Below are 21,742 nucleotides of genomic sequence, written 5' to 3'. Positions count from 1 at the left end.
AGTACCAGCTCAAACCCCGCGACTGGGACGCCGCCGCCCGCGAGGGCCGCACCATCGCCCCCCTCATCACCAGGCTCAACACCCTCCGGCGCGAGAACCCGGCCCTGCGCCAACTGCGTGATCTGCACTTCCATCACACGGACAAGGAAGAGGTGATCGCCTACTCGAAGCGGCGGGGGTCGAACACGGTTCTGGTCGTCGCCAACCTCGATCCCCACCACACCCAGGAGGCCACGGTCTCGTTGGACATGCCGCAACTCGGCCTGGACTGGCACGAGTCGGTGCCGGTGCGCGACGAGCTCACCGGTGAGACCTATCACTGGGGCAGGGCCAACTATGTGCGCCTCGAGCCGGGCCGGACGCCCGCGCATGTCTGCACGGTTCTGCGACCGTCCACCCCGCAGATCGGAGGGTCCCCCACAACATGATCGTCAACGAGCCCGTACCGGACACCTTCGAGGACACCCCCGCCAAGGACCGCGACCCGGACTGGTTCAAGCGGGCCGTCTTCTACGAGGTCCTCGTCCGCTCCTTCCAGGACAGCAACGGCGACGGCGTCGGTGACCTGAAGGGCCTGACCGCCAAACTGGACTATCTGCAGTGGCTCGGCGTGGACTGCCTGTGGCTGCCGCCCTTCTTCAAGTCACCGCTCAGGGACGGCGGTTACGACGTCTCCGACTACACCGCCGTCCTGCCCGAGTTCGGCGACCTCGCCGACTTCGTCGAGTTCGTCGACGCCGCCCACCAGCGCGGCATGCGCGTGATCATCGACTTCGTCATGAACCACACCAGCGACCAGCACCCGTGGTTCCAGGAGTCGCGCAAGAACCCCGAGGGCCCGTACGGCGACTACTACGTCTGGGCCGACGACGACAAGCAGTTCCAGGACGCGCGGATCATCTTCGTGGACACGGAGGCGTCGAACTGGACGTACGACCCGGTCCGCAAGCAGTACTACTGGCACCGCTTCTTCTCCCACCAGCCGGACCTGAACTACGAGAACCCGGCCGTGCAGGAGGAGATGATCTCGGCCCTGAAGTTCTGGCTGGACCTGGGCATCGACGGGTTCCGCCTCGACGCCGTGCCGTACCTGTACCAGCAGGAGGGCACCAACTGCGAGAACCTCCCGGCCACGCACGCCTTCTTGAAGCGGGTGCGCAAGGAGATCGACGACCAGTATCCGGACACGGTGGTGCTGGCGGAGGCCAACCAGTGGCCGGAGGACGTGGTCGACTACTTCGGCGACTTCGCCTCGGGCGGCGACGAGTGCCACATGGCGTTCCACTTCCCGGTGATGCCGCGGATCTTCATGGCGGTCCGGAGGGAGTCGCGCTATCCGGTCTCCGAGATCCTGGCCAAGACCCCGGCGATCCCCTCGGGCTGCCAGTGGGGCATCTTCCTGCGCAACCACGACGAGCTGACCCTGGAGATGGTCACCGACGAGGAACGCGACTACATGTGGGCCGAGTACGCCAAGGACCCGCGGATGCGCGCCAACATCGGCATCCGGCGCCGCCTGGCCCCGCTCCTCGACAACGACCGCAACCAGATCGAGCTGTTCACGGCCCTGCTGCTGTCCCTGCCCGGCTCGCCGATCCTCTACTACGGCGACGAGATCGGCATGGGCGACAACATCTGGCTCGGCGACCGCGACGCGGTGCGCACGCCGATGCAGTGGACGCCGGACCGCAACGCGGGCTTCTCCTCGTCGGACCCGGGGCGCCTGTTCCTGCCGACGATCATGGACCCGGTCTACGGCTACCAGGTGACGAACGTCGAGGCGTCCATGGCCTCGCCGTCGTCCCTGCTGCACTGGACCCGGCGCATGATCGAGATCCGCAAGCAGAACGTCGCCTTCGGCCTCGGCACCTACACGGAGCTGCCCTCGTCCAACCCCGCCGTCCTCGCGTTCCTGCGGGAGCACGAGGACGACCTGGTGCTGTGCGTGCACAACTTCTCCCGGTTCGCACAGCCCACCGAGCTCGATCTGAGCGCCTTCGAGGGCCGTCACCCCGTCGAGCTGTTCGGCGGGGTCCGCTTCCCGGCCGTCGGTGAGCTGCCGTACCTGCTGACCCTCGCCGGGCACGGCTTCTACTGGTTCCGGCTCCGCAAGGACGCCGCCTAGCCCCAGCCCCCGGGCGGGGCGGTTTCCCCCGTCCCGCCCGGGGCACGCATCAGTGACACCCCGTCGACCCGGGGAAAGGACGCGACGCCATGTCGGAAGCCGTCATACGCACCGTCACGAGCCCGCCCGGACTCCTTGCGTCCCTGGACCCGCTGCTGCGGGAATGGCTGCCGCGGCAGCGCTGGTTCGCGGGCAAGGGGCGCCCGGTCACCGGGTTCTCGCTGGTCGCGGCCACCGAGCTGCTGCCGGCCGACGCCCGTCTCGGCCTCTACCACGTGCTGGTGCGCGCCCACCAGCCGCTCGTGCCGGCCCCCGGCTCCCCCGAGCAGCCCGGCGACTGCTACCAGCTCCTGATCGGTGTGCGCGAGGCGCTGCCGCCCCGGCTGGCGCCCGCCCTGATCGGGCACGTCACCGAGGGCCCGCTGGCCGGACGCACCGCCTACGACGCCCTGTACGACACCCGGCCCGCCGAGGTCCTCCTCGAGGCGCTGCGCTCCCGGGCCCGCGTGGGCGGGCTCCGCTTCGACCGCGACCCGGACCAGGAGATCCGCGGCGGACTGGTGCCGCGGCTGATGACCGCCGAGCAGTCGAACTCGTCGGTCGTCTATGGAGATACGTTCATTCTCAAGCTGCTGCGCCGGATCGTGCCCGGGGTCAACCCCGATCTGGAGCTGCCGCTGGCGCTGGCCCGCGAGGGGTGCCCCCGGGTGCCCGCGCCCACGGGCTGGATGGTGGCGGAGCTGGCCGGGCAGACCTGGGTGCTGGGCGTGCTCCAGCCGTTCGTGCAGGGCGCGACCGACGGCTGGGAGCTGGCCCTGCGCGAACTGGCCAAGGGCGAGGACTTCGCCGCCGAGGCGCGGGCGCTGGGCCGGGCCACGGCCGAGGTGCACACCGCGCTGGCCCGGGCCCTGCCCACGGTCACGCTGGGTCACAGCCAGCTGGGGCCGCTGGTCGAGGGCATGACCGCGCGGCTGGAGGAGGCCGTCCACGCGGTGCCGGCGCTGCTGCCGTACGCGCCCGGGCTGCGCACGGCCTTCACCGCCCTGGCCGATCTCGCCGACGAGGGCCGCACCTGGACCGCGCAGCGCATCCACGGCGATCTGCACCTCGGACAGTGCCTGCGGTCGCCCTCCGGGCAGTGGTCGCTGATCGACTTCGAGGGCGAGCCCGCGAAACCGCTGGCCGAGCGGCGGATGCCACAGCCCGCCGTGCGGGACGTCGCGGGCATGCTGCGCTCCTTCGACTACGCCGCGCACTCGGCCGAGACCCCGGTGCCAGGCTGGGCCGAGGCCTGCCGGGCCGCGTACTGCACCGGCTACGCGGAGGCCGGCGGCCACGACCCGCGCACCGACCCGGTGCTGCTGCGCGCCTACGAGACGGACAAGGCGGTCTACGAGGCGGTGTACGAGGCCCGGCACCGCCCCGACTGGCTTCCGGTGCCCCTCTCCGCGGTACGCCGCCTGGCCATGGCCGACCGGCCCGGCGTCACCTCTTGACCCCCGCTGCCCGCACCCCCGCTTCCCGCCCGCCCGTCGCCCAGGAGGCTCCACCCGTGACCCCCCGTCCCCCGTCCAGCGGTCCGGATCCGAAGAAGACGGCCGAGGAGAAGAGCGCGAAGAAGACGGCGAAGAAGACACCGGCCGAGAAGACGGCCGCGAAGGCCACCCCGGCGAAGAAAGCCCCGGCGAAGAAGGCCCCGGCGAAGAAGAGCACGGCGAAGGACGCGGCCTCGAAGAAGGTGCCTGAGAAGAAGGCGACCGCGAGGAAGGCCGCGACCGGGAGGGCCGGCACGAAGAAGGTCACCGCGCGAGTGGCCGCGGCGAAGAGGGCCCCGGCACCCGCGGCACCCGCCCCGGCCCTCGCCCTCGAGGCGGCCGACCGTGAGCGGCTGCTGGCCGGCACGCATCACGACCCGCACTCCGTGCTCGGCGCCCATCCGGTGCCCGGGGGAGTCGCGGTGCGGGTGTTCCGGCCGTACGCGCTCGCCGTGACCGTCCTGGCCGGCGAGGTGCGCACCGAGCTGACCCACGACGGGGAGGGCTTCTTCTCGGGGCTGCTGCCGCTCGACGAGGTCCCGGCCTATCGCCTCCTCGTCGCCTACGAGGGGAGCGTCCAGGAGACCGAGGATCCGTACCGCTTCCTGCCCACGCTGGGCGATCTCGACCTGCACCTCATCGGCGAGGGCCGGCACGAGCAGCTGTGGCAGGCGCTCGGCGCGCACCTCACGACCCACCAGGGGGTGACCGGCACCCGCTTCGCGGTGTGGGCGCCGAACGCGCGCGGGGTACGGGTCGCCGGCGGCTTCAACTTCTGGGACGGCACCGGTCACCCCATGCGCTCGCTCGGCGGGACCGGCGTGTGGGAGGTGTTCCTGCCCGGCGTCGGCGCGGGCGAGCTGTACAAGTTCGAGATCACCCGGCCCGACGGCTCGCGCACCGTCCGCGCCGACCCGCTGGCCCGCCGCACGGAGGTGCCTCCGGCCACGTCCTCCGTCGTGCACGCCTCGGACTACACCTGGGGTGACGCCGCGTGGCTGGCCGGACGTGCCGCCACACCCGCGCACGAGGCCCCGATGTCCGTCTACGAGGTCCACCTGCCGTCCTGGCGCCCGGGGCTGACGTACCGCGAGCTGGCCGAGCAGCTGCCCGCCTACGTCAGGGACCTGGGCTTCACGCACGTCGAGCTGATGCCGGTCGCCGAGCACCCCTTCGGCGGCTCGTGGGGCTACCAGGTCACCGGCTTCTACGCGCCCACGGCCCGGCTCGGCGCGCCCGACGACTTCAAGTACCTGGTGGACCGGCTGCACCAGGCCGGCATCGGCGTCCTCATGGACTGGGTGCCGGCGCACTTCCCGCGCGACGACTGGGCGCTGGCCGAGTTCGACGGGCGCCCCCTGTACGAGCACTCCGACCCGCTGCGGGCCGCGCATCCGGACTGGGGGACGCTGGAGTTCGACTTCGGGCGCCGCGAGGTGCGCAACTTCCTGGTCGCCAACGCGGTGTACTGGTGCGAGGAGTTCCACATCGACGGGCTGCGCGTGGACGCCGTCGCCTCGATGCTGTACCTGGACTACTCGCGGGAACCGGGCCAGTGGACGCCGAACGAGCACGGCGGCCGGGAGAACCTGGACGCGGTGGCCTTCCTCCAGGAGATGAACGCCACCGTGTACCGGAGGGTGCCGGGCGTCGTCACCGTGGCGGAGGAGTCCACGGCCTGGGACGGGGTCACGCGGGCCACGCACCACCAGGGGCCCAGCGGCTTCGGCGGGCTCGGGTTCGGGCTGAAGTGGAACATGGGCTGGATGCACGACTCGCTGCAGTACATGAGCCACGAGCCGGTGCACCGCAAATATCACCACGGCGAGATGACCTTCTCCATGGTGTACGCGTACAGCGAGAACTACGTGCTGCCGATATCCCACGACGAGGTGGTGCACGGGAAGAAGTCGCTGGTGTCGAAGATGCCGGGCGACTGGTGGCAGCAGCGTGCGAACGAGCGGGCGTACCTCGGTTTCATGTGGGCGCACCCCGGTAAGCAGCTGCTCTTCATGGGACAGGAGTTCGCGCAGGGCGCCGAGTGGTCCGAGGAGCGCGGCCCCGACTGGTGGCTGCTGGATCCGCAGTACGGAGCGGCGGCCGACCACCGGGGCGTGCTGGACCTGGTCCGCGATCTGAACACCGTGTACCGGAAGACGCCCGCGCTGTGGCAGCGGGACACCCACCCCGCCGGTTTTTCGTGGGTGGTCGGGGACGCCGCCGAGGACGACGTCCTCGCCTTCCTGCGCTGCGACGCCGACGGCACCCCGTTGCTCGCGGTGTCCAACTTCGCGCCGGTGGTCCGTCCCGACTACCGCCTCGGCGTCCCCGACGAGGTCCCCGCCTGGCACGAGGTCCTCAACACCGACGCCGCCCGCTACGGCGGCGGCGACGTCGGCAACCCGGGCCCGGTGAAGCCGGAGCCGCAGGGGTGGCACGGGCGCCCGGCGAGCATCCGCCTGACCCTGCCGCCCCTGGCGACGGTGTGGCTGCGTCCGGCCTGAGGGTCACCCCGCGCCGGCCAGCCCCTTCGGCAGCGGCTCGGAGTGCAGGACGCCGAGCCGCTGGGTGGCGCGGGTGAGGGCGACGTACAGGTCGCTCGTGCCGTAGCGGCCGGGCTCGACGACCAGGACGGAGTCGAACTCGAGGCCCTTGGACTGGCGCGGGTCGAGGAGGACGACCTGCCGGGTCAGGTCCGGCTCCTCGCCCGCCGTGACGCCGTCCAGGCGGGCCGCGAGGGTCCGGTGCAGCTCGCGCGGGGCGATGACGGCGAGGCGGCCCTCCTTCGGGGTCAGCTCCCGGGCGGCCTCGGCGACCGCGGCCGGCAGGTCGCCGGTGGCGCGGATCCAGGGGCGTACGCCCGTGGATCGCACCGAGCTGGGCGGGGCGAACTCCGGGTCCTCGGCGCGGACGACACGCGCCGCGAGGTCCATGATCTCGGCCGGGGTGCGGTAGTTGACGCCGAGACGGGTGTGCTCCCAGCGGTCCTCGACGTAGGGGGTGAGGATCTTCGACCAGGAGCCGACGCCGGCCGCCTCCGCGGTCTGCGCCGGGTCTCCGACCAGGGTCATGGAGCGGGTCGGGCAGCGGCGCATCAGCAGCCGCCAGGCCATCGGGGACAGCTCCTGCGCCTCGTCCACGATGATGTGCCCGAAGGCCCAGGTGCGGTCCGCCGCGGCGCGTTCGGCGGCGCTGCGGTGGTCGTCCTCCTCCTGGCGTTCGGCGAAGCGCTCGGCGTCGATGATGTCGTGCGCGAGCAGGACCTCGGCGTCCTCCTCGTCCTTGTCCTCGAACTCGTAGGTCCGGGACGCGTACGACACGTCGAGCACGCCCTGCGCGTAGGCGATCTGCTCCTGGCGCTCGCGTTCGGCGCGGGAGCGGGCGATCCGGTCGTCCACGCCGAGCAGTTCGGCCGCCTCGTCCAGCAGGGGGACGTCGGCGACGGTCCAGTGCCGGGTGACCGGGCGGCGGACGGCGGCGGCGTCCTCGGCGGACAGGTAGGGCTCGGGGGCGGCGAGGAGGTCGGCGACCAGGCGGCGCGGGGTCAGCCGCGGCCACAGCCGGTCGATCGCCGACCAGACCTCGGGGTTCTCGGCGAGTTCGTCGCGGATCTGGGTGATGTCGCTGGGGTCGAGGAGGTTGGAGCCGTCGTAGGGGTCGGTGCCGATGCGCTCGGCGACCATGTCGGTGAGGGTGTTGAGGATGTGGCCCTCGAAGTGCTCGCGGGCCACGTTGTGCGGGAGCTTCGCGGCGCGGGTGCGTTCGCGGGCGACGTTGACCAGGTCGTCGTCGAGCAGGAGGACGTCGCGGTCGTGCTCGATCGCGATGACCGGGTCGGGCAGCGCCTGCCGGTCGCGGACCGCCTCGGCGAGCACGTCGGCCATGTCGGCCCGGCCCTTCACCGCGGCCGCCTCGGGGGTGTCCGCGGCGGTGGCCTTCACGCCGGGGAACAGCTCGCCGACGGTCGCGAGGAGCACGCCGGTCTCGCCCAGGGAGGGCAGCACCTCGCCGATGTAGCCGAGGAAGGCCGGGTTGGGGCCGACGATGAGGACGGCGCGCTTGGCCAGCAGCTCCCGGTGCTCGTACAGGAGGTACGCCGCGCGGTGCAGGGCGACGGCGGTCTTGCCGGTGCCGGGGCCGCCCTCGACGACGAGGACGCCGCGGTGCGGGGCGCGGATGATGCGGTCCTGGTCGGCCTGGATGGTCTGCACGATGTCGCCCATGCGGCCGGTGCGCGCGGAGTTCAGCGCGGCGAGCAGCACGGCGTCGCCCGCCGGGTCCTCGTGACCGGTGCGGGTCTCGTCGCCGAGGTCGAGGAACTCGTCGTGCAGGGCGGTGACGCGGCGGCCCTCGCTCGTGATGTGCCGGCGGCGGCGCAGGCCCATCGGGGTGTGGCCGGTCGCCAGGTAGAAGGGGCGGGCGACGTCGGCCCGCCAGTCGATCAGGACCGGGGTGCGTTCGGCGTCGTCGGCGCGCAGGCCGATGCGGCCGATGTGGTGGCCCTCGCCGGAGGCGAGGTCGATCCGGCCGAAGCACAGGGAGCCGTCCACCGCGTTGAGCGCGGCGAGCAGCCCGGAGCGCTCGGCGACGAGGATGTCCCGCTCCAGCCTGGCCTGCATCGGGGTGTTGCCCTGCCCGAGCGCGTCCGTGACCGAGACCTCGGTGTCGCCGCGCAGTGCGTCCACGCGTGCGTACAGCCCGTCGATGAATTCCTGTTCCTGCCGCAATTCATCGTCCGGAAATTCGTTGTTTGACAATGCCACTCCCGCCCGCATATACTGTGCTCAGTGAACTTCTTCGTGACGCCCTTTTCTGAAGTCACGAATCATCGAATATACGCAAAGAAATCCCCCGAGCGCAATTGCTCGGGGGATTTTTCGTGGCCGGGCCGGTCAGGGTGCGTCTCGGAGCACGTCGGCCAGTTCCTCCAGGAGCCGCCGCTTGGGCTTGGCGCCCACCATCGACCGCACGGGCTCGCCGTCGCGGAAGACCATGAGGGTGGGCGTCGCGAGCACCTGGTGGGCGAGCGTCGTCGCGGGATTGCGGTCCACGTCGATCCGCACCACCCGCAGCCGCCCGCTCTCCTCGGCGGCGATGTCCCTGAGCACCGGCCCCAGCTGACGGCAGGGCCCACACCACTCCGCGGTGAACTGCACCAGCACGGGCAGCTCGCTGCCCAGCACCTCGGTACCGAAGTCCGCGTCCGTGACCTCGGCCACCCCGGTGAGTGTCGTCATGCGTGTCCTCCCAGTTCGCACTTGGGCTCCGGACCCCCCGGAACCGCCGCCTCGGCCCGCGCCAGCTGCGCGCCCACCTGCGCCCGCACCGACGTGAGCTGGTCGATCAGTGCGTCCAGCTCGGCCAGTTTGCGCCGGTAGACCACCAGGGACGCCGGGCACGAGTCGCCCTCGGGGTGCCCGGCGCGCAGGCACTCCACGAAGGGCCGGGTCTCCTCCAGGTCGAACCCGAAGTCCTGGAGGGTCCTGATCTGCCGCAGCAGCTTCAGATCCGCCTCGTCGTAGGTCCGGTGGCCGTTGTCACCCCGCCGCGCGGGCAGCAGACCCCGCGACTCGTAGTACCGCAGCGTCCGCGTCGTGGTCCCGGCCCGTGCGGCCAGCTCGCCGATTCGCATGAGGACGAACGTAGGCCTTGACGCGGACGTCAAGGCAAGGGGCGCACGTCAGAAAGGGAAGAGGCCCCGCGCAGATGCTGCGCGGGGCCGGGATCCGGGCGACCGGGCAACGGGGGGAGATCCCGGCCGTCCGGAGCGGGTGGTGCCGTGGCGGTGTCAGGCCTTCGCCAGCTCCTTCTCGCCGCCCTGCTCGGGCAGGTCCGGAGCGCCGGCGTCGTCGGCGCCGTGGCCGTCGTCCAGCAGCGTCTTCTCGTCGAACGGGACCCGGCCGGTGAGCACGTCGTTCACCCGGTCCTTGTCGATCTCCTTGGTCCAGGTGCCGATCAGGACGGTGGCCACCGCGTTGCCGCCGAAGTTGGTCAGGGCGCGGGCCTCGCTCATGAAGCGGTCGATGCCGACGATCAGGCCGATGCCGTCCACCAGGGCGGGCTTGTGCGACTGGAGGCCGCCGGCCAGCGTGGCCAGACCGGCGCCGGAGACACCGGCGGCGCCCTTGGAGGCCACCAGCAGGAAGAGCAGCAGCGGGATCTGCTCGCCGATCGACATCGGCGTGCCCATGGCGTCCGAGATGAACAGCGAGGCCATGGTCATGTAGATCATGGTGCCGTCGAGGTTGAACGAGTAGCCGGTCGGGACGGTGATGCCGACCACCGGCTTGCTGACGCCCAGGTGCTCCATCTTCGCGATCAGGCGCGGCAGCGCCGACTCGGACGAGGAGGTGGACAGGATCAGCAGGAACTCGCGTCCCAGGTACTTGAAGAGCGAGAAGACGTTGACCCCGGAGACGACGCGCAGCACCGTGCCCAGCACCAGGAAGAGGAAGAGGACGCAGGTCACGTAGAAGCCGAGCATCAGCACGGCCAGGCTCTTGAGGGCGTCGATGCCGGCCGAGCCGGTGACGGCGGCGATGGCTCCGAAGGCGCCGACCGGGGCGGCCCACATGATCATCGCCAGGACGCGGAAGACCAGCCGCTGGATGTGCTCGATGCCGCGCAGCACGGGCTGCCCGGCGGAGCCCATGGCCTGGAGGGCGAAGCCGCAGAGCAGGGCGATCAGCAGGGTCTGCAGGACCTCGCCCGCGGTGAACGCGGAGACGATCGTGGTCGGGATGATGCCGAGCAGGAACTCGGTGGTGTCCTTGGCCTCCGCGTCGACCTGCGCCTGGCCGGTCTCCTTGACGGCGTCGGTGACGGCGAGGCCCGTGCCCGGGTCCAGGATGTTGCCGACGATCAGGCCGATGGCGAGCGCCACCAGCGACATCACGAAGAAGTAGACCAGGGCGATGCCGCCGACCGCGCCGACCTTGGCGGCCTTGCGGACCGATCCGATGCCCAGCACGATCGTGCAGAAGATGATCGGCGAGATCATCATCTTGATCAGGTTCACGAAGCCGGTGCCGAGCGGCTTCAGCTCCGTGGCGAAGTCCGGGGCGATCAGGCCGACCGCGATACCGAGGGCGACCGCGATGATCACCGCGATGTAGAGATAGTGCGTGCGGTCGCGCTTGGCTTTGGGTGCGGCAGGTGCCGTAGCGGCATCGCTGGTCACGGCGGCCCTCCTTGACGACGTCATCGGCATCACCGGCGTGCGGCTCACGTCCGGGGGTGTGTATCGGGGACGCGGCGACTATCTCCCGGCCTGTGAGCGCCGTCACCCTTGTGTTCATTTAGTTCACGATCCAGCCACGCGAGAGACTGGCGGCATGCACCTCCGCGTCCCGAGACCCCGCAGCCTGGCCGGGCAGCTCTTCGCCATGCAGGCCGTGCTCATCGCGGTCGTCGTGGTCGGGTACGCGCTGTTCACCTACCTCAGCGACCGGGGACAGGCCGAGGACGCCGCCGGACGCCAGGCCAGGTCGGTGTCGCTGTCGATCGCCGACTCGCCGTCCGTGGCCCAGGCGATCCGCTCACCGGACCCGACGGCCGGCCTCCAGCCGTACGCGGTGCGGGTCGTCCGGGACACCGACGTGGACTTCGTGACGATCATGAATCCGGAGGGCATCCGCTGGACCCACCCCGACCCGAAACAAATCGGCCGTCCCTTCCAGGGGCACATCGAGCGGGCGCAGCGCGGCGAGACCTTCACCGAGACCTACACGGGCACGCTCGGCCCCTCGGTGCGGGCGGTCACGCCGATCGTGGACGACGGGCGGATCGTCGGGCTGGTCAGCGCCGGGATAAAGGTCGAGGAGATCAGCAAGCGGGCGCAGGAGCAGCTGACGGCCCTGACCGGGGTGGCGGCCGGGGCGCTGCTGCTCGGGGCCGTGGGCACCTACGTGATCAACGCGCGGCTGCGCCGGCACACGCACGGCATGAACGCGGACCAGCTGAGCCGGATGCACGACTACCATCAGGCGGCGCTGCACGCGGTGCGGGAGGGGCTGCTGATGCTCGACGGCCAGTACCGCGTCGCGTTGATCAACGACGGCGGACGGGAGCTGCTCGGCGTGCGCGGCGACGTGGTCGGCGCCTCGGTGGCGGACCTCGGGCTGCCGTCGCGGCTGACGGGGGCGCTGCTGTCGTCGGAGCCGCGGGTGGACGAGGTGCATCTGACGGCCGAGCGGGTGCTGGTGGTGAACACCTCGCCGGTCTCGGGCGGTGAGCGCCGGGGCACGGTGGTGACCCTGCGCGACGTCACCGAGCTCCAGTCGCTCATGGGCGAGCTGGACTCGGAGCGGGGCTTCACGCAGGCGCTGCGCTCGCAGGCGCACGAGGCCGCCAACCGGCTGCACACCGTCGTCTCGCTGATCGAGCTGGGACGCGCCGAGGAGGCCGTGGACTTCGCGACGGCCGAACTGGAGCTGGCGCAGGCGCTCACCGACCAGGTGGTGGCGGCGGTGGGCGAACCGGTGCTGGCGGCGCTGCTGCTGGGCAAGACGGCACAGGCGAACGAGCGGGGAGTGGAACTGGTGGTGTCGCAGGACAGCCGGCTGGACGACGGGCTGCTGCCGCCCTCCCTGCCCGCCCGGGACCTGGTGACGATCCTGGGCAACCTGATCGACAACGCGGTGGACGCGGCGCAGGGCCGGGTGCCCTCGCGGGTGACGGTGTCGGCGTACACCGCGACGGCCGGGGCGGGCTCGGAGCTGGTGCTGCGGGTCTCGGACACCGGCGCGGGCGTCGACCCGGCCCACGCCGGTCTGCTCTTCCGGCGGGGCTTCTCGACCAAGCCGGCCGGGCCCGGCGGACGGGGTCTGGGGCTCGCCCTGGTCCAGCAGGCGGTGCACCGGCACGGGGGCACGCTGACCGTGACGGAGGCCGACGGGGGCGGCGCCCGCTTCGAGGCACGGCTGCCGCTGGACGGCGCCGGCGACGGGAGCGGGGGCCGCCGCCCGGCGCCGGCGGCCCTGACGGGCAGACCGGGGTCCGGGGGCACGGCATGACCGCCGGGCAGCCCATCCGCGTGCTCGTCGTCGAGGACGACCCGGTCGCCGCCGACGCGCACATGATGTACGTCGGGCGGGTCCCGGGGTTCACGGCCGTCGGCAAGGCGCACACCGGTGCGCAGGCGCGGCGCCTGCTGGACCGTACGCCGGTCGACCTCCTGCTGCTCGACCTGCACCTGCCGGACGTGCACGGGCTCCAGCTGGCCCGTTCGCTGCGGGCGGCCGGGCACCACACCGACGTGATCGCGGTGACGTCGGCGCGGGACCTGACGGTCGTCCGGGAGGGGGTGTCGCTGGGCGTCGTCCAGTACGTGCTGAAGCCGTTCACCTTCGCCACCCTGCGGGACCGGCTGGTGCGGTACGCCGAGTTCCGGGGCGCCGCCGGGGAGGCGAGCGGTCAGGAGGAGGTCGACCGCGCCCTGGCCACCCTGCGGGCGCCCGGCCCGGCGGCGCTGCCCAAGGGGCTCAGCGCGCCCACGCTGGACCGGGTCACGGGCACACTGCGGAGCGCGGAGGAGGGCCTCACCGCGGCCGGGGTGGCCGAGGCGGTGGGCATCTCGCGGATCACCGCACGCCGCTATCTGGAGCACCTGGTGGACACCGGCCGGGCGGACCGCAGCCCGCTGTACGGCCAGGTGGGCCGGCCGGAGCTGGTGTACCGGTGGATGCGGGGGGTGGGGAGGGAGCGTTAAGGGGGTGGGGCCGGCCCGGCGGCCCGGGTGCGGGCTTGTGCGGCTCTGGCAGGGGCGTTGGCGCGGGTGAAGGCCTCGGCGGCCTGGAGCCAGGCGGCCGCGGCATCGTCCGGGTGATCGGCCAACTCATGAGCCAGGGCCAGGTTGTCGAGGGTCTGCCCCGCCCCGTACCAGTCCTCGAATTCCCGGCAGATCTCCAGGTCCCTGCCGTACGCCTCGACCGCCTCCTCCACCTGGCCCGCCTCCTGCAGAGCGAGGCCGAGGTTGTGCCACGCCCTGCCCTCGTAATGGCGGTCCCCGGTGGCCTGGAACAGGTCGCGGGCCCGGGTGTGCGCGTCGACCGCCTCCTCCACCCGGCCCGCCTCCCGCAGGGCGCTGCCGAGGTGGTTCCACACGCTTGCCTCGCCGTGGCGGTCTCCTGTGGCCCGAGACAGGTCGCAGGCCCGGGTGTGCGCGTCGACCGCCTCCCCCGCCCGGCCCGCCTCCCGCAGGGCGAGGCCGAGGTTGTCCCACGCAGTGGCCTCGCCGTCGCGTTCTCCGGCGTCCCGGTACAGGTGGCGGGCGCGGGTGTGTGCATCGACGGCCTCCTCCGCCCGGCCCGCCTCCCGCAGGGCGCTGCCGAGGTTGTCCCACGCCGTGGCCTCGTCCAGCCGTCTCCCGGTGAGCCGCGCAGCCTCCCGTGCGGCCTCCGCGACGGTCGTCCAATCGTCGAAATGCCGCCGCCACTCCAGGTACGCCCCCAGTCGCAGCGCAAGTAGTACCGCCGCGCCCGCGAACCGCTCCTCGCGCCCCCACCCCACCGCCGCGACCAGACCCGCCCGCTCCCTGTCCACCCACGCCAACGCCTCCCCCCGGTCCCCGAACCGCTCCGGCTCCCTCCTCCCCGGAAACCAGTGCAACCGGTCATCGGCCGCGCCCGCCCCTCGCACGTAGAGAGCCAGCACCCTCTCCCGCGCCGCGTCCCCTTCCTCCCGCAACCCCGCGTCCCCTGCCACCACACCCGCCCCGAACACCCGCACCAAGTCATGCAACCGCCACGATCCGCGCTCGCGCCCCCGCTCCACGAGGTGTGCGCGGGCCAGGGCCTTCTGAGCCCGTACCGGAGGTCCCGCAGCGCCGACGAGTGCGGCGACGACCTCGTCGCTCACCTCGGGCCCCGGCGCCAGGGCGAGCAGCCGCAGGAGCCGGGCCTGTTCGGGCGGCAGCCGGCGGTAGGAGAGCTCGAAGGCGGCGCGGACGCTGCGCTCGCCGTCGTCGAGGTGGTCGAGACGGTCGTGGGACTCGGCGAGTTCCGCGACGAGTTCGGCCACGGGCTTGCCCGGGTCCTCCGCCAGCAGGGCGACGGCGATCTGCAGGGCCAGCGGGAGGTGCCCGCAGAGGGCGGCGAGCCGCTCGGCCGTGCCGGGGTCGTCGGCCACCCGGCGGTCGTGCGGGTCGGCGAGCCGCAGGGCACGGTCGAGGAGTTCGTACGCCTCACCGGGGCCGAGCTGGTCCAAGGGGACCAGCCGCGCGCCGAGCTGGGGCAGGCGATCGCGTGACGTGACCAGGACGCGGTGCCGGGGGTCGCCCGGGAGGAGAGGCCGTACCTGGTCCGGCGAGGAGGCGTTGTCGGCCAGGATCAGCACCGGGCCGCGCTCGTGGGCCCGGGCGGCGAGCATCGAGCGGTAGAGCGCCGCCCGCTCGTCCGTCGTCGTGGGGAGGTGTTCCGGCGGGGTGCCGAGGGCACGCAGCAGTGCCTGCAGGCCACGGTCGGCGGTGACGGGCTCCGGGTCGTAGCCGTGCAGGTCGAGGAAGAGGACGCCGCCGGAGAACCAGCCCCGTTCCCGGGCGAGGTGCGCGGTCTCGACGGCGAGCGCGGTCTTGCCGATGCCGCCGAGACCGGACACGGCGGCCACGAGCGTCACGCCGGACCGCGTCCCGGCCGGGTCCAGCGCGCGCAGCAGGTCCCCGGTCTCGCGCTCCCGGCCGGTGAACCCGGCGGGTCTCGGCGGCAGGCCCGCCACCACCTCGGGGACGGCGGCCCCACCCTCCTGCATCACGACCTGTACCCCGATGACCTCACGCAGGAAGAGCCCGCCCCGGAAGTCGGTGTGGTCGCCGCCGTACCAGGAGCTCCCGCTGCCCGGCGCCGACCGCTCCATGGCGCGTGCCACGGCACCGGCGACGCCGGGCGGCTCTGCGGCGAGCAGGCCGGCCACCGCCTCCCCCCACTCCCGTACGGCCTCACGCCGCGCCGGTTCCGCCGCCGCCTTCGCGATGTCCCGGGCGGACGCGCCGGCATCGAGCCCCACCGCCCGCGCCAGCTCCTCGACCGCCCGGCGTCCGCCGTCCCCGCCGGCGCCCTCGGCCAGGGCCGTCAGCAGTGCCGTCTCCATGCGCGCCGTCCCCTCCCGCGGCAGCGGGCCGCTCACGCCGCCTTCGCGTACCACACGACCTGCGAGGCGAGCCCCGCCACGGCGAGCGCCTCCACCACCGAGAGGGCGAGGAGCAGCCTGCCCGCGTCCCCGTTCACCCAGAAGACGACCAGCGCCGCCAGCGGTACCGCGCAGAACGCCGTCAGGTCGATCACGGTCTGGATCGTCTTGCGGGACCGGCGCCGGGTGTCGCTCCGGTGGTACGCCTCCCATCCGAAGGTCGCGAAATCCTCTTCGTGCGCGGCGAGTCCGGCCAGCCTGGGTCCCAGACTGTCCCGGACGTAGAGCCCGATCGCCGAGATCTTCTCGTCGTTGACGAGGTAGGTCCACCCGAGGACCAGGCACACCGGCGGCAGCGCCAGCAGCATCGCGGGCTGCTTCGCCTGGGCCGTGGCGGCGATGACGGCGGCCACGACGGCGAGCGTCACATAGAGGAGGTTGTCCCGGAAGCCGATCCTCGCCTTCTGCTCGTCCTTCACACTCTGATACTCGGCCAGCAGCAACTGCCCCACCGTGACGTCCCGTTCCGGCACTCGATCCCCTTCTCCCGGCGCTAACTTATGACTATGCCGGAGATCCAGCCCACCGTTCTGGTCCTGACCGCACTTCCCCTCGAATACGCCGCCGTCCGCGCGCACGTCGAGGAGCGGCGGGAGCTCGTGCACCAGGACGGCACCCGGGTCGAGAGGGGGCGGCTGGCCGGTACGTCATGGCAGGTCGCCCTCGCCGAGCTGGGCATGGGCGCCGAACGGGCCGCCGCCCTCACGACGCAGCTCATCAACTGGCTGCGCCCCGAGGCCGTGTTCTTCGTCGGTGTCGCCGGCAGCCTGAAGGACGACGTCGGGATCGGCGACGTCGTCGTGGGCACGCAGGTGTACGAGATCCACGGCGGCAAGCAGACGCCGGAGGGCTTCCTGGTCCGGCCGAAGGGGCTGCCGGGCTCGCACGCCCTCGAGCAGGCGGCCCGTTCCGCCGTACGGGACATGGCCGGCGTACGGGCCCACTTCATGCCGATCGCCACGGGTGACGTGGTCCTGGCGGACGCCCAGTCCGAGATCGCCCTGCTGCTCCGCAGGAACTACAACGACGCGGGCGCGATCGAGATGGAGGGCTCCGGCGCCCTCCAGGCGGCCCACCTGAGCGGCCAGGTGAACGCCCTGGTGATCCGGGGCATCAGCGACCGCGCCGACGCGGGGAAGCACGAGGCCGATGCCGCGGGGTCGCAGGAGCGCGCCGCCGCGCAGGCCGCGGCCGTGACGGTGGCGGTGCTGCACAAGCACCGGCCCCGCGAGAACTCCACCGCCCCGTCCGACTCCGAGGAGGGCCCCCAACGACGCGGGGACGGCCCGACGGCGTACGGCGGCGACCACGTCGACTTCCGGGGCGGCACCTTCCACGGCCCCGTCACCGGCAAGCAGGGCTGAGGGCGGCGGCAGGGGGACCGTCCACGGCCCGGTCCCGCGAGCGACCGCCACGCTCCCGCCCCGCCCCCTGGGGTTCACCGGCCGGTCGGCGGAACTGGACCGTCTGCTCCCGTGCCTCTCCCCCGGCACGGACGACACGGCCGCGCTGCCGCTCCTCATCTTCGCCGTCACGGGGATGGGCGGCGTCGGCAAGACCGCGCTGGCGGTGGAGGCGGCACACCGGGCCCGCGCGCGGGGCTGGTTCCCCGGGGGGACGCTCTTCGTGGACCTGCGCGGCTACGACGACGACCCGGTCACCGCCGATCAGGCGGTCCTGGCGCTGCTCGACGCGCTCGGCGTACGGGACGGGGAGCTGCCGCCGACGACGGACCGCCGGTACGACGCGTACCGGACGCTGCTCGCCGAACGACGGGACAGGACGCTCCTGCTTCTGGACAACGCCTCGGATGCCGCCCAGTACCTGCCGTTGCTCCCCGGCACGGACCACCACCGGGTGATCATCACCTCCCGGGACCGGCCGGACGCCCTTCCGGTCCGGCTGATCGACCTGGAGACACTCACCCCGGACGAGTCCGTCGCCCTTCTGACCCGTGCCCTGCTCGACACCGACGAACGGGACGAACGCCCGGCGCGCGAGCCCGAGGCGCTGCGTGAACTGGCAAGTCTTTGCGGCCATTTGCCGCTGGCTCTCCAGATCGCCGCGGGCATGCTGCGCCGCCGACGGCATCGGGACGTCGCGTCTTTGGTGGGGGAGATCCGGGATGCCGGGGACGCGACGGCCGTCCTCGACCACGGCAGCCCCGGCACCGACCTCTACGGACGCTCGCTCGTCCTGCGGCCCGTCCTGGAGACCTCCTATCGCCGGCTGCCGCCCGACCGGGCCCGGCTGCTGCGGCTGCTCTGTCTCGCGCCGGGCGCGGAGACCGGCACGGAGGTGATCTCCGCACTTGCCGGCCTCGATACGGAGTCCGTGCTGTCACTGCTGGAGGATCTGGCCGCCAGACATCTCGTCAAACCAGTGGGTGGCGGCAACGGGACGGTTTCCGTGATGCGGTGGCGGGTGCATGACTTGGTGCGGGTGTTCGGCGCGGGTGTCGTGGCGGGGGATGCGAAGTCGCGGGAGGAGGGGGAGGCGGCGCGGGAGCGGGTGCTGGAGTTCTACCGACGGTGGACGGATGCCGCCGATGACCGGTTGCGGTGGCTGCCGGGGAAGCCGGAGCCGGAAAGGTTCCAGGACCGAGGGCAGGCGCTGGCATGGCTGGACGGGGAGCGGGCGGGTCTGGTTGCTGCGGTGGAATGGGGTCGGGAAGAGCGGTTCGCGGACACGGCGGTGCGGCTGGCCCTGTGTCTGGCCGAGTACCTGGACTGGCGGCGGTACTTCGACGACTGGATCGCCGTCGCGCAGGCCGCGCGGGTGGCCGCACGGCTTGCCGGGGACCGGCTGCACGAGGCCATGGCGTGGACCAATCTCGGCCTCGCCCTGCGGGAGGCGGGCCAGGCGGAGGAGGCGATCGACGCCTACACCCGGTCCATCGACCTCTACCAGGACGCCGGAGACCGGCACGACGAGGCCATCGCGTGGAACAACCTCGGCACCGCCCTGGGTGAGGCGGGCCGGAAGGACGAGGCGATCGACGCCCACACCCGGGCCCGCGACCTGCACCAGGCCACCGGAGACCGCCAGCACGAGGCCATGGCGTGGAACAACCTCGGACTCGCCCTGGGTAAGGCGGACCAGGCGGAGAAGTCGATCCACGCCCACACCCGGGCCCGCGACCTGTTCCGGGCTGCCGGCGACGTCCATGGCGAAGGCAGGGCGTGGCACAACCTCGGCAGCGCCCTGCGCAGGGTGAACCGGGTGGAAGAGGCGGTCGAGGCGTACGGCAGGTCCTTGGAGCTCCATCAGGGGTTCGAGGACTGGTACGGCGACGGGCAGACCTTCCAGGCCCTGGCTCACGCCCACGAGGACGCCCATCGGCCTGCCGACGCCCGCGCCGCCTGGCTCCGCGCCGCCGACGCCTTCACCCGTGCCGACGCCCCCGCCGAAGCCGCACGGGCCCGCGCCTGCGCCCGCGCCTCGGGAGATCCGGAATGACGCCCCCCGGACTCCTCCCGCGCTCTGGAACCGAACCCCTGCACGGGCATTGACCTGACTAGACCACTCAACCTACGTTCGCCGAGCAGCCGTCCCGGCCACAACGTCGTGCGCCAGCAGGAGGTCGTTGCCCGTGCGCCCCACCGTCCGGTTCACCTCTCTCGTCACCCTGACCGCGCTCGCCTCCACCGCACTCGCCGCCTGTTCCAGCGGCTCCGGCAGCGATCCGGACACGGTGAAGGTCTCCTACAAGCAGTCGACGGACAACTCCGTCAAGGTGATGGACACCTATCTCGGCGACATCAAGAAGCAGTTCGAGAAGGCCAACCCGGGGAAGAAGGTCGAGCTGGTGCCGATCAAGGCGCCGGACTCGGAGTACTACACCAAGCTGCAGCAGATGCTGCGCTCCCCCAAGACCGCGCCGGACCTGGTCTACGAGGACACCTTCCTGATCAACTCCGACATCACCAGCGGGTATTTGAAGCCGCTCGACGGCTATCTCGCCGACTGGCCGGACTGGGACCGGTTCATCGGCACCGCGAAGGCGGCGGCCAGGGGCGAGGACGGCAAGACGTACGGCGTGCCGGACGGGACGGACACCCGCGGGCTGTGGTTCAGCAAGGACGTCTTCGCCGAGGCGGGGCTGCCCGCGGACTGGCAGCCGAAGACCTGGGACGACGTCCTCGACGCCGCCCGCACCATCAAGGAGAAGGTCCCCGGCGTCACCCCGCTCAACGTGTACACGGGCAAGCCCGCCGGCGAGGCCGCCACGATGCAGGGCTTCGAGATGCTGCTGTACGGCACGGGGGACGGCGGCTCCGACCCCCTGTACGACAAGGGCAGCAAGAAGTGGATCACGGCGGGGCAGGGGTTCGAGGACTCCCTCGCGTTCGTCGAGACGGTCTACAAGGAGAAGCTCGGCCCGGAGGTGTCCGACGCGCTCGACCCCAACTTCGGTACGAAGGTGCGCGGTGAGCTGCTGCCGCAGGGCAGGCTCGGCATCGCGCTCGACGGCTCCTGGCTGCCGCAGGACTGGCTGGAGGGCAGCGGGCACGAGTGGCCCGAGTGGTCGAAGGAGCTGGGCCTTGCCGCCATGCCGACCCAGCACGGACAGGCACCCGGCAAGGTGAGCATGTCCGGCGGCTGGACCTGGGCGATCCCGGCCAAGGCGGCCAACCCGGACCTGGCCTTCTCGTTCATCAAGACGATGCAGACCAAGGCCAATGCCCAGAAGTGGTACATCGCCAACTCCGGCATCGCGGTCCGCGAGGACGTCGCGAGCGACCCCGCCTACGTCGCGGCCCAGCCCGGCATCAAGTTCTTCACCGACCTGGTCGCCAGCACCCACTACCGGCCCGCCTACCCCGCGTATCCGAAGGTGTCCGTCGCCGTCCAGGAGGCCATGGAGGGCGTCACGACCGGCGACAAGTCGGTCGAGGAGGCGGCGCGCGGCTACGACGAGGCGCTGAAGGAGGCCACCGACAACCAGGTGGTGAGCAGGTGACGGCGACCGCGTCGGGGCACGCGGGGCCGGAGGTGCGGAAGACCGCCCCGGCCGCTCCCGGCGGGCGTACCGGCACCGTCCGGCGGTCCCTCGTCCGCGCCCTGCCGGTCTCCCCCGCGGTCGTCCTGCTGCTGCTCTTCCTCGCCGGCCCGATCGTCTACTGCGTCGTCATCGCCTTCACCGACCTCCAGCTGACCGGGCAGGCCGAGGAGTCCTTCGTCGGCTTCGACAACTTCACCCGCGCCTTCCGGGACGAGGCGTTCCTCAACGCGGTGTGGCTGACGCTGGTGTTCACGGTGCTCTCGTCGCTGATCGGGCAGAACACCCTGGGTCTGGCGCTGGCCGCGCTGATGCAGCGGGCCTCGAAGCCGGTCCGCACGCTCACCGGTGGCATCGTCGTCACGGCGTGGGTGCTGCCGGAGGTGGTGGCGGGCTTCCTGCTCTACGCCTTCTTCCGCCGCGAGGGCACCCTCAACGCCGTCCTGGAATGGCTCCGTCTGCCCACCCAGAACTGGCTGTTCACGCTGCCGATCCTGGCGGTGTCCTTCGCCAACGTCTGGCGGGGCACGGCGTTCTCGATGCTGGTGTACTCGGCCGCGCTGAACGAGATCCCCAAGGAGATCACGGAGGCCGCCGAGGTGGACGGCGCCGGTGGCTGGCGCCGGATGTGGCACATCACGCTGCCGATGATCCGCCGCTCCATCGGCACCAACCTCATGCTCAACACCCTCCAGACCCTTTCGGTGTTCGGGCTGATCTGGGTGATGACGCGGGGCGGGCCGAGCGGCAAGAGCCAGACGCTGCCGCTGTTCATGTACGAACAGGCCTTCCAGAACAGCCTGATCGGCTACGGCACGGCGGTGGCGCTGCTGCTGTTGCTGATCGGCTCGCTGTTCTCGGTCGTGTACCTGCGCCTGCTGCGGACGGAGGTCTGAG

General features: G+C 72.1%; 16 protein-coding genes. 10 read left to right on the top strand and 6 right to left on the bottom strand.

The window, feature by feature from the left end; translation table 11 throughout:
• The 4 genes from AB0E77_RS26120 to glgB form a co-directional block, all read left to right on the top strand.
• On the top strand, window positions 1-428 hold a 428-nt coding region (locus AB0E77_RS26120; RefSeq protein ID WP_361574620.1), incomplete at its 5' end, for a DUF3459 domain-containing protein.
• Window positions 425-2,125: a maltose alpha-D-glucosyltransferase gene (gene treS, locus AB0E77_RS26115; RefSeq protein ID WP_361574617.1), complete on the top strand. Its 1,701-nt coding sequence runs from the start codon at window positions 425-427 to the stop codon at window positions 2,123-2,125. The genes AB0E77_RS26120 and treS, both read left to right, overlap by 4 nt.
• A gap of 89 nt (window positions 2,126-2,214) precedes the next feature.
• Window positions 2,215-3,621 carry a phosphotransferase gene (locus tag AB0E77_RS26110; protein WP_361574614.1) on the top strand — a complete coding sequence of 469 codons (1,407 nt, stop codon included), beginning with the start codon at window positions 2,215-2,217 and terminating at the stop codon, window positions 3,619-3,621.
• 56 nt (window positions 3,622-3,677) lie between these two features.
• Window positions 3,678-6,164 (top strand): 1,4-alpha-glucan branching enzyme, encoded by a 2,487-nt coding sequence (gene glgB, locus AB0E77_RS26105; protein WP_361574611.1) that lies wholly within the window; start codon window positions 3,678-3,680, stop codon window positions 6,162-6,164.
• Window positions 6,165-6,167: 3 nt separating this feature from the next.
• On the opposite strand, the gene AB0E77_RS26100 is transcribed toward glgB, so the two are convergent.
• From AB0E77_RS26100 to AB0E77_RS26085, 4 genes are all read right to left on the bottom strand, one after another.
• Complete coding sequence (locus AB0E77_RS26100; protein ID WP_361574608.1) at window positions 6,168-8,435, bottom strand: ATP-dependent DNA helicase; 2,268 nt, start codon at window positions 8,433-8,435, stop codon at window positions 6,168-6,170.
• A 117-nt stretch (window positions 8,436-8,552) separates the two neighbouring features.
• On the bottom strand, window positions 8,553-8,897 hold the full coding sequence (locus tag AB0E77_RS26095) for a thioredoxin domain-containing protein (protein WP_361574605.1): 345 nt from the start codon (window positions 8,895-8,897) through the stop codon (window positions 8,553-8,555).
• A complete protein-coding gene (locus tag AB0E77_RS26090) occupies window positions 8,894-9,292 on the bottom strand; it encodes a MerR family transcriptional regulator (RefSeq protein WP_361574602.1) in 399 nt (132 codons plus the stop codon). Before AB0E77_RS26090 ends, AB0E77_RS26095 begins: the two co-directional genes overlap by 4 nt.
• A 156-nt stretch (window positions 9,293-9,448) precedes the next feature.
• Window positions 9,449-10,840 (bottom strand): cation:dicarboxylase symporter family transporter, encoded by a 1,392-nt coding sequence (locus AB0E77_RS26085; protein WP_361574599.1) that lies wholly within the window; start codon window positions 10,838-10,840, stop codon window positions 9,449-9,451.
• A gap of 154 nt (window positions 10,841-10,994) precedes the next feature.
• Here AB0E77_RS26085 and AB0E77_RS26080 point away from each other — a divergent pair, with 154 nt between their 5' ends.
• Window positions 10,995-12,674, top strand: a complete 1,680-nt coding sequence (locus tag AB0E77_RS26080) for a sensor histidine kinase (protein ID WP_361574596.1) — start codon at window positions 10,995-10,997, stop codon at window positions 12,672-12,674.
• Window positions 12,671-13,369: a response regulator gene (locus AB0E77_RS26075; RefSeq protein WP_361574594.1), complete on the top strand. Its 699-nt coding sequence runs from the start codon at window positions 12,671-12,673 to the stop codon at window positions 13,367-13,369. Before AB0E77_RS26080 ends, AB0E77_RS26075 begins: the two co-directional genes overlap by 4 nt.
• Here AB0E77_RS26075 and AB0E77_RS26070 read toward each other — a convergent pair.
• Window positions 13,366-15,744 (bottom strand): tetratricopeptide repeat protein, encoded by a 2,379-nt coding sequence (locus AB0E77_RS26070; RefSeq protein WP_361574591.1) that lies wholly within the window; start codon window positions 15,742-15,744, stop codon window positions 13,366-13,368. The genes AB0E77_RS26075 and AB0E77_RS26070 overlap by 4 nt on opposite strands.
• Window positions 15,745-15,776: 32 nt before the next feature.
• The gene (locus tag AB0E77_RS26065; RefSeq protein ID WP_361574588.1) at window positions 15,777-16,316 is read right to left on the bottom strand and encodes a hypothetical protein; all 540 of its coding nucleotides are present in this window, start codon (window positions 16,314-16,316) and stop codon (window positions 15,777-15,779) included.
• Between the two features lie 27 nt (window positions 16,317-16,343).
• On the opposite strand from AB0E77_RS26065, the gene AB0E77_RS26060 reads away from it, so the two are divergent.
• From AB0E77_RS26060 to AB0E77_RS26045, 4 genes are all read left to right on the top strand, one after another.
• A complete protein-coding gene (locus tag AB0E77_RS26060; protein WP_361574585.1) occupies window positions 16,344-17,207 on the top strand; it encodes a 5'-methylthioadenosine/S-adenosylhomocysteine nucleosidase in 864 nt (287 codons plus the stop codon).
• A 175-nt stretch (window positions 17,208-17,382) separates the two neighbouring features.
• Complete coding sequence (locus tag AB0E77_RS26055) at window positions 17,383-19,302, top strand: tetratricopeptide repeat protein (RefSeq protein WP_361574583.1); 1,920 nt, start codon at window positions 17,383-17,385, stop codon at window positions 19,300-19,302.
• A gap of 133 nt (window positions 19,303-19,435) precedes the next feature.
• Complete coding sequence (locus AB0E77_RS26050) at window positions 19,436-20,806, top strand: extracellular solute-binding protein (protein ID WP_361574580.1); 1,371 nt, start codon at window positions 19,436-19,438, stop codon at window positions 20,804-20,806.
• Window positions 20,803-21,741: a sugar ABC transporter permease gene (locus AB0E77_RS26045; protein ID WP_361574577.1), complete on the top strand. Its 939-nt coding sequence runs from the start codon at window positions 20,803-20,805 to the stop codon at window positions 21,739-21,741. Before AB0E77_RS26050 ends, AB0E77_RS26045 begins: the two co-directional genes overlap by 4 nt.
• Window position 21,742: the final 1 nt, after the last annotated feature.

Origin of the sequence: Streptomyces sp. NPDC032940 (assembly GCF_040636935.1) — a bacterium.
Taxonomy (GTDB): domain Bacteria; phylum Actinomycetota; class Actinomycetes; order Streptomycetales; family Streptomycetaceae; genus Streptomyces.
This window is presented reverse-complemented; position numbering and strand designations above follow the sequence as displayed.